Raw genomic sequence first — 5,076 nt, 5'->3', positions numbered from 1 at the left:
AAAACTTCAGTTAAGCGTGTGATATGAGTTTGAGCAAGATCACCAACATTTATTGCCCATTTTTTCCAATAGCTAGGATCGTAAAATCTATTAACAATAGCAGTTCTAATGACATCTTTACATTTAGAAAAAAGGGGGAGTTCTCCTTGTTCTTCACATGTGTGAGAAGATTCGTAAGTTGCTAACCCAATATTAAGTCCTGAATACTCTAATTTTGAGCGTATAGGTAAATCATCAATAACCGTGGTCGTATCTTCTAACGCAAGTTCTTGAGAAGCAGCAACAATTTCAAGAGCATCGCTTACGTCTTGTTTTTTGTGCATATGGTGAATTATTTTATTAAAGTTATCATCATGAGCACGTAAAGCATTGAGAACTTGCCAGATGACATTATACTTTTGGTTGTTTTCTAAGGCTATTTCCGGCGGAATGTCAGCGGGTATCCCAACGGGTAGAATGATATAGCCTCTTTTTTTACCCTCTGCTCGACGCATTACACGTCCTATTGCTTGAATAATCTCAATTTGACTTTTTCGCGGGTGTAAAAATAGAACGGCATCAAGAGCAGGAACATCAACACCTTCAGAAAGACAGCGTACATTGGTAAGTACACGGCAGGTATTTTCCCCCGCATCTTCCTTTAACCATTCAAGTTGTTTTGTACGCTCTTTAGCACTAAAGGTTCCATCAATATGGGCAAGAGTACAGTTAAGAGGGGGAGTATCTTTATAGTTTTTATGAAGGGCGTGCAAAGATTCTTGAACTTTTTCTTTTTTGAATTCCTTGCATATGCGTTTAGAAGTCTCAATATCTTTGCAAAATGCTAAAGCTCTACGCATGGGATTGGGGTCATCTTCAAGATCAAGTTTCAGATCCATTTTGGTAAGGGCTCTATAACAGCCATTAATCTTGGTCCTATCGTCAAGAATAAGTTCATAATTCTTATCGGTAATAAGATGTTGAATGGATTGGCTTACTTCTTTTTCATTGACAACTAATATGATAACTTTACAAGGTGCTAACAGCTTATCCTCTAAAGCACGTGAAAAGTTGTAAGTATAAAGTTGTTTGCCATAGAGTTTTTCATTATCCATGGACACCAAAACGTTATTGGATAAGAAAGCATTCCTTTTCAGCTTGTCACTAAAGATCTTTGGGGTTGCTGTCATGTAGAGGCGTTTTTTGCCTCGAATAATGCTATTGTCATGAACCTTGATAAATTCAGATTCATGCTTTTCTGTTCCCAACACAACACCAGTTGTTCTATGGGCTTCATCACAAATGATCAGATCAAATTCAGGTAACCCATGGTCTTTTTGTGCATCCGAAAGCACTTGGATAGAATGGTAAGTTGAAAAGATAACCGTCATTGCATCTGTTAGGTTTTCACGCGCTTCTTTGGCAAGGGCTTGGGCATCCGTGGTAGCAGGGAGCACAAGATCTGATGTTTCCATGCCAACAATATCATCTTGATTTTTACGGCGCTTGCCTACTTTCGTATCAGAACACACGGCAAAGGAACGCAACGGGACTTGTGCATCGGCTGTCCATTCACGGATTGTTTGCGAGACTAAAGCCAGAGAAGGTACCAGAAACAAAACACGCTTGCCTTTCCCAGCAAGGGTTTCTGCTATCTTCAAACTGGTGAAAGTCTTCCCCGTACCACATGCCATAATCAGCTTGCCACGGTCTGCTTCTTTTAAACCTTCACAGACTTTCTTGATGGCTTCTTCTTGATGGGGACGAGGCTCTTTGATTGACTTAAGAAGGACTTCTTGTTTTGTTGCAAATATTTGCCAATCTATCCGACTGTTTTCCATATGACGAAGGTCAATACGATAAACGGGTATCGCTTGTCCTTTAATCATGGCATTCACATTGTCACTTAATTCCACTTCCGTACTATCAACGAGAAGACGATATTTAAAGATGTCTTTTCCAGAGGCAGCGATAAAGCTATCAATATCTTTTTTACTGATCTGATGGTCAGCTTGATAAAACTTACATTGAATAGCCACATATCCCTCTTGATTGCGAAGCTTTGCCACCAGATCAATGCCGATATCATTTTTATTCCAACCTTCACGCTCTTCAGCCCATTCATAATAGGTTTCTACCTTTTCATATCGTCCATAATGGAGAGGGTCATGCATAAGATAAGCCATGACAAGATTTTCAAACAATGTTCCCAATTCACGGGGTGATTTTGCTTGTTGACGATAATATTCTAAGAGAGAGCGTAAAGTGACGTGTTCATTATCAGAATGATGAGGGCGAAGCATAAAGAATAAACTCCATGACAATATATTCTATTGATTAATTCTCTTCAAAAGAATCAAAATAAAGCTTATTAAATCCATTTTGAATGAATAGTGTGAAAAATTCGGAAAATGCTAAAAAGCGGATAAATTTTTTTCAAAAGGTTTTTTAAATGCGGTTTATCCACAGCCCATGATACGGGATCAGATCAGCAAAATAGTGAAATTTGCTGTTTATTTGATGTGTTAATTGACCTGTTAATCAAGACAAATGCACCATGGACTTTAAAACATCAGAATAAGTATTTTGATAGGTTTTATGAATTATTTTATAGATAGGTTTTGTCTGTTTTTAAAACCCCCAAAACACCTACAAAACCCTCTTAGATATATATTAAAAATTGTATTTATGTGTTATGTTTAATATAGGTTGTTTATTTGAAAGATTAACTTATTGAAATATAATAACTTTTATTTTTGACTAAAAAATATATATAAGGGGGGGTAAAAAGACCCCCCAAAACCCCCATACCCCCCCAAAAACTAATGATGGGAAGTGCTTTAAAGGTTCACTGTTATATTGTTTAATGTTTTATAAGATTTCCAAATTGCCTCAGTGTGATGTCTTATGACTTTTCACTAAAGGGTGCCATTCATAACGTATGGTAGGTCGACCGCCTTGGGAGTTATTCTCTCCAGAGATTTCACGAATATAGTTACAACGACATAAAAGCTCTAAAGCTTGCTTAACGGTTTGATTGTCTGTTAAATATTTCCAATCACGTTTATAAACATCCCTTGCTATAAAAACATCGGGTAAACAATCACAGCGTTCAACAATTAATTTTGCACGCTCTGCTGTTAATGTATCCCCCGCCGCATAAAGTCTTTTGACATGACTTAACAGATATTTTTCCCAACGCAAGGCTGTTGTAATGGCATAGAGACCAATTTCTAAACCACCACTATCAAGAAGTTCAAAAATCAACGCAAGGCTTGCTATGGTTTTTGGCATTTTTAAAACATGCGATTGTAAGCTTTCTGAGTGAGTACCTCCTTTTGCCTCTTTATGAAGATGCTCGAACCATTCATAAAACTTCACTTGTGCTTTAGGAGAAAAACGCATAATCAGTGGTTGTTCGGGAGAACCTAAGCGTTTATCACGAAAAGAGCGAAATACCCCTTCATACTTTTGCCAGGCCTCTTGATTGGGCGGTTTATCAACCAATTGCCACTCTTTATTGTCATCGGGCCAGACAATCATTTGAAAGCGTTGCAATAAACCGTCATCGTTTATTCCACGGTGTATGGCTTGAATGAGCGGAATAATGCGTGAAGGTTGAATGCCTCCAATCATGGATAAAGTGACATAAGGGATAAAAATGGTTCCACGCTCTATACGGTCATAAGTAAATTGATCATCGCCATTAAAAGCTGTTAAATAAAAGGCGCGGTCTGATTGATATTCCTTTCTTTCTAGATTGGCTAAAAAGCCAGCCAATTCATCACGCACCATTAAGAGACCACGGGGGTTTTCTTTTAAGAGTTCCCCAAGCTTTTCAACAGACACATCATTGACAATAGTGTCATCTTCATTTTTACGAGTAGAAACTAAGCGGTGTGCAAAGTGCATTATGCAATCATATTCGCAATATTAGAAAAATAATAATTTATCATTATTTACTGATACGGAGCGCAGTATTGTAGAAAATAATTTTCTTCAATTACAAAATAAATAAAAATACAGTTGATTAAGGAAATTTTTTCTTTGTATGGAGCACACGTAAAATACGCACAACGCCATTTGAAATATCATAAATCATGATATAATTTGGATGTACAATAAGTTCACGTGTATTTACAATTCGTCCTAAACGACCAAGGGTAGGAAATTTAACAAGTTTTTCTACTTTTTCAGATAAAAGTTGATCAAACTTTAAGGCAGCGGAAGGATTATCTTGTGATATGTATTCACGTATCTTTTTGCGGTCAACGTGTGCTACTTGTGTCCAAATTAGCTTCATAAAGTTGATCTATCTAGTTTACTTTGTGTCTTTAAGCGCCATTCTTTTGCTTCTGCTTCGATTTCTTCAGAAGACATTATATCACTTGCATTAGCAGAATTTATCCCTAATTGAACTTGTTCCCGAAACCATAAATCGTATGCACTTTTTTCTTTTTGTTCTTTTACGATATCGCGCATATAATCGCGCAATAATTGTGCACCAGATCTATCACACGCCTTTGCTGCTTTGGAAAATTCATTTTTTAATACATCATCGACGCGAAAGGTAAATGTTGTCTCAGCCATTTTACGACCACTTAATGTGTTACAAAGTAGTTCTAATGTAATGTATTTTTACTGTTTCTTCAATAGGTACTATTAGAATAGATATTTTATATCTATTTTGCATTTTCATAGGGTTGAAAGGGACGCCCATAAATCAACGGGCTCTGTTAACAACCCAGACAGTAGAGCTAGACCGGTTTCAATGCCCTCACAAATGACCAGATGTTTTGGATTGGCTTGACTTAAATGCACAGCACCACCCATAACAGACCCTAACATGGCTTTTGCTGGTTTTTGATCTGTTTTGCAGCCATTGGCTTGTAAAAAGGTTCTATGAATGGCAAAGGAGCCAGCACCCTTAACAAGAGCAACCAACGCGGGCAGTGTAATCCCTAAAGGGTGTGGACATTTGTCGTAAAAGCGTAAATCTGTAGGCAAATCACATGTGATCCCCCGCATACGTAAATAGGTTTCTGCTAAAGTATTTTTGATTGGTTGGCTTTGTTGCCAAATTGCTTTTGCTCTCTC

The 5,076-nt window shown here is 37.4% G+C and carries 3 protein-coding genes and 2 pseudogenes; all 5 read right to left on the bottom strand.

Annotated features, from left to right (window positions below):
• The coding region (locus ACFILZ_RS09190; protein ID WP_375610965.1) for a DEAD/DEAH box helicase family protein at nucleotides 1-2,282 on the bottom strand (2,282 nt) is incomplete at its 3' end.
• 589 nt (nucleotides 2,283-2,871) lie between these two features.
• Nucleotides 2,872-3,870: pseudogene (locus tag ACFILZ_RS09185) on the bottom strand (DUF3987 domain-containing protein); the annotation flags it as partial.
• A 139-nt stretch (nucleotides 3,871-4,009) separates the two neighbouring features.
• Nucleotides 4,010-4,282, bottom strand: coding sequence for a type II toxin-antitoxin system RelE/ParE family toxin (locus ACFILZ_RS09180; RefSeq protein WP_375610964.1), 273 nt, complete (start codon nucleotides 4,280-4,282; stop codon nucleotides 4,010-4,012).
• Nucleotides 4,279-4,569 (bottom strand): CopG family ribbon-helix-helix protein, encoded by a 291-nt coding sequence (locus ACFILZ_RS09175; RefSeq protein WP_375610963.1) that lies wholly within the window; start codon nucleotides 4,567-4,569, stop codon nucleotides 4,279-4,281. Before ACFILZ_RS09175 ends, ACFILZ_RS09180 begins: the two co-directional genes overlap by 4 nt.
• A 105-nt stretch (nucleotides 4,570-4,674) precedes the next feature.
• Nucleotides 4,675-5,076 (bottom strand): annotated as a pseudogene (locus ACFILZ_RS09170) (virulence-associated protein E); the annotation flags it as partial.

The sequence above is a fragment of the Bartonella sp. AP40SXNS genome (assembly GCF_042195825.1).
GTDB lineage: Bacteria > Pseudomonadota > Alphaproteobacteria > Rhizobiales > Rhizobiaceae > Bartonella.
The sequence above is the reverse complement of the archived record's forward strand: the minus strand, read 5'-3'. Positions and strand labels throughout refer to the sequence as shown.